Consider the following 3,592-nt stretch of genomic DNA (forward strand, 5'->3'; position numbering starts at 1 on the left):
AGAAAATTTGAGCGCTGTTGAAATTTCAAGGACTTTTGAATCTATCAATCTTTTCAAGAATAAGAATATGAGCACTAAAATAGGTGAATTGCTCCTGAATAGAAAAATCGATTTGGGAATTGCCTATGAAGCAAGTGGACATATTATAACTGTAGGATTTTTGAACCGTAATGACGGCGCTTTGTTGCCTGTTTTTACAGGGAATGGAATGAAGAGTGCACTCAACAGCTTGGCAGCTGACATTTTCTTTTTAAACAAGTTTGGGAAAAAGAAGAGAGATAATCTTTTAAGAAAACCTTTCAATGAAAGCTATAAGAAATCCTTTTATGTCTATTATTCAGATAGAAAAAAATTTGCTGAAGATGAGAAATTGAGGAGAAATCTGAAAAAAGACATTAAATATGCAGTTTATGAAATTTTTGGAAATAAATTTTTAATCAGGGAAGAAAAGAAAAAAGAAGAGACGGAACTGCTTTATTTAAATATTTTTGATGAGGAGAAAAATTACTGTGCAACAGTGTATATAAGAAATTCAGGCACTGAAGAGAAAACGCAGGTTACAGTCAAATCTTTAAAAAATTATTCGAAGAAAATCGAAAAAGTAGGGAAGAAGATTACCAATCTTTTGCGGCTGAAAATTAAAAATGAAGCGAATCCTTTTGCAAAAATTCAGAAAAAGATATTGAGAATGTTATCTGCAGTTGGAGAGTATTCGAAAAAAGGAGCAATCCTTTTGTTTGAGCCAGATGAGCAAAAATATTTTCCACGCATTCTTGATGAGACAATGAGAAAAGAAAAGCTGATAAAAGAAAGTAAAATGGGTAAACTCAGCTTAACTGAGGAAGGCAAAAATTATTGCAGTGATAAAAATTTTTTTACTGGCACAATTCCAGTCATTCTTGCCGCAGGTAAAGGCACAAGGATGAAGTCCTCCATACCAAAAGTGCTTCACAAATTAGCGGGGAAAAGTATGTTGAGGTATTCACTCGATGTCACATCCTCTTGTGATATGTTTCCTTCTATTGTTGTTGTTGGATATAAATCTTCTCTTGTAATCAAAGAAACTGGAAGAGAAGGAATAATTTACGTATTACAGAAAAAACAGCTTGGGACAGGGCATGCTGTAATGCAGGTGGAGGAAATTTTGAAGAATTATGATGGTGATATACTCATACTTTATGGAGATATACCCTTGTTGAAGGCAGGAACTATAAGGGATTTTGTATCATTTCACAAAAAGAACAAATCGACTATTTCGATTTTGACAACTGAAATGGATGAACCATTTGGCTATGGTAGGATTGTCAGAGATAAAAAAGGAGATTTTTTGAAAATAGTTGAAGAAAAAGATGCTTCAAATGAGGAAAAAGATATCAAGGAAATTAACAGCGGTATTTACTGTGTTAAAGCAAAAAAATTATTTTCTTCATTGAGAAAAATAAACAATGATAATGCTCAGGGAGAATTTTACCTCACTGATGTCGCTGAAATCTTTAAATTATCAGGAGAAAAGATTAATATCTACAAAATCGAAGACAGCTTAGAGGTAAAAGGAATCAATTCTATAAAGGAATTGAAGGAAGCTGAAATAATAGCAAAGGATAAGGGATACATTTAAAGGCGATGCAGATTCTTATAGATGGATATAATTTGATAGGAATTAGATGGGGGCTTGAAAGCGCCCCTCTTGAAATTTTGAGAGAGCGTCTGCTTAAAGAATTGGCAGAGTATAAAAGAATTAAAAAGTGCAATATCGAAGTTGTTTTTGACGGTGAAAATGCTGGATGGATAAGCGAAGGTAGAGACAGAATTATGGGGATTGACATATATTATTCAAGGGATGGTGAAAAAGCAGATGAGCTTATATGCAGAATGGTTTCTAAAGGAACGAAGAATTATATTTTAGTGACTTCTGACAATGAAATAATTTCAAGATGTGAGAGATATGGGGCTTTAAGCGTTAAATCAGAAGAATTTATACAAAAGATGAAAGAGGCAGCAATGTATGATGGCTTTTGGACTTTGGATGATGAAGAAGATGAAGTGAATATAAGAAAAATGACTAAGAAGAAGGGAAATCCAAAAAGACTTTCAAAAAAGGAAAGACAAAGAAGGCAGAGAATAAAAAAGATTTAGAAATTGAAGAGTTAACAGAAGATCTTCATTCATTAGGGAAACAAGTAATTTACGCTTATCATTGAGGGAGAGTAAGAAAGTGAGAAAATATCAGTTCTTTTTTATTGCATTCGTTTTATTGTTGATGCCATTTGTTAGCGAAAGTGCTCTAGATCAAAGGCATGATGCAGTTGTTCGTGCAGTTGAAAAAACAAGTCCTGCAGTCGTCAATATTAGTACAGAGATCATAGTAAAAAGAAGATTCAATCCTTTTTTTGGTTTCCGAGATGACAGTTTCTTTGACGATTTTTTTAGAGATTTCTTTGATATGTATGGAGATAATACATACAGAAAGAATGCTCTTGGTTCAGGAGTGATTATAAATCCAAAAGGTGTAATATTGACGAATTATCATGTCATAGAAAGGGCATCTAAAATATTTGTTACTTTAATTGATGGAAGAAAATATGAAGCGGAGCTCATTGGTGCAGACCCAAAATCTGATATTGCTGTTATAAAAATAATTGATTCCAAAAAGTCATTTCCCTATGTGAAGATGGGCGATTCTTCGGATTTATTGATTGGCGAAACTGTAATTGCGATAGGGAATCCCTTTGGCTTGTCAAATACGGTTACGACAGGAGTCGTAAGCGCTGTAGGAAGGTCGATTAATACTCGAGACAAAGGAGTATTCACTGATTTGATTCAAACAGATGCTTCCATCAATCCGGGGAACAGCGGAGGTGCGCTTTTGAATATCAATGGAGAATTGATAGGAATTAATACTGCCATCTTTCAGAATGCTCAAGGAATTGGTTTTGCAATACCAATAAACAGGGCAAAAAGAATTGTAAATGACCTACTTAATTACGGTAAGGTTAGGCGGTCATGGATAGGAATTTTTGTGAAGGATTTAGATAGAAAGTTCAGAAAACTGACAAAGTTTCCTTATGATAATGGCATAATCGTAGGCAAGGTTTTAAATAATAGTCCGGCATCAAGAGCTGGTATAAAACCTGGAGATATAATCTTTCGCATCGACAATGCTCCTGTTTCAAATACGGCGCAATATCATCAACTTATGTCAACATATACTCCCGGAAGCCGTGTGAAATTTACAATCTTCAGAGATAAAGAAATGACAATTATTGTCAAAACATCTTCTATTCCATTAAAACTTGCTGATAAGATATCAGATACAATTTTGGGAATAAAAGTTTCATCGATTACCTATGAGCTTGCTAAGAGATACAACCTTTATGTTGGATCGGGAAGCGGTGTTGTCATTACAAATGTGAGGGAGAATAGCCCTGCAGAAAAGTTAGGATTGGAGATAGGTGATGTTATATTACAAATTGAAGGTAAAAAACTTAAAGATAAAAAAGATTATGATTCTGCACTTTTCTTGATTGACACCAATGGGTCAGTTCCAATATTAATAATAAGGGGTAGAACTCGTTATTATGCTTCAATTGAT

General features: G+C 34.0%; 3 protein-coding genes. All 3 read left to right on the forward strand.

The window, feature by feature from the left end; translation table 11 throughout:
• Positions 1-1,618, forward strand: a 1,618-nt coding sequence (locus D6734_05435) for a hypothetical protein (GenBank protein RMF95494.1), incomplete at its 5' end; no start/stop codon positions are given.
• Positions 1,619-1,623: 5 nt separating this feature from the next.
• Positions 1,624-2,136, forward strand: coding sequence for a hypothetical protein (locus D6734_05440; GenBank protein ID RMF95495.1), 513 nt, complete (start codon positions 1,624-1,626; stop codon positions 2,134-2,136).
• A 79-nt stretch (positions 2,137-2,215) separates the two neighbouring features.
• The coding region (locus tag D6734_05445; GenBank protein RMF95496.1) for a PDZ domain-containing protein at positions 2,216-3,592 on the forward strand (1,377 nt) is incomplete at its 3' end.

Source organism: Candidatus Schekmanbacteria bacterium (genome assembly GCA_003695725.1).
GTDB lineage: Bacteria > Schekmanbacteria > GWA2-38-11 > GWA2-38-11 > J061 > J061.

Bases quoted from the DNA above. Each gene is read 5' to 3' on its own strand.
- D6734_05440 (RMF95495.1), top strand. From the start codon at position 1,624: ATGCAGATTCTTATAGATGGATATAATTTGATAGGAATTAGATGGGGG.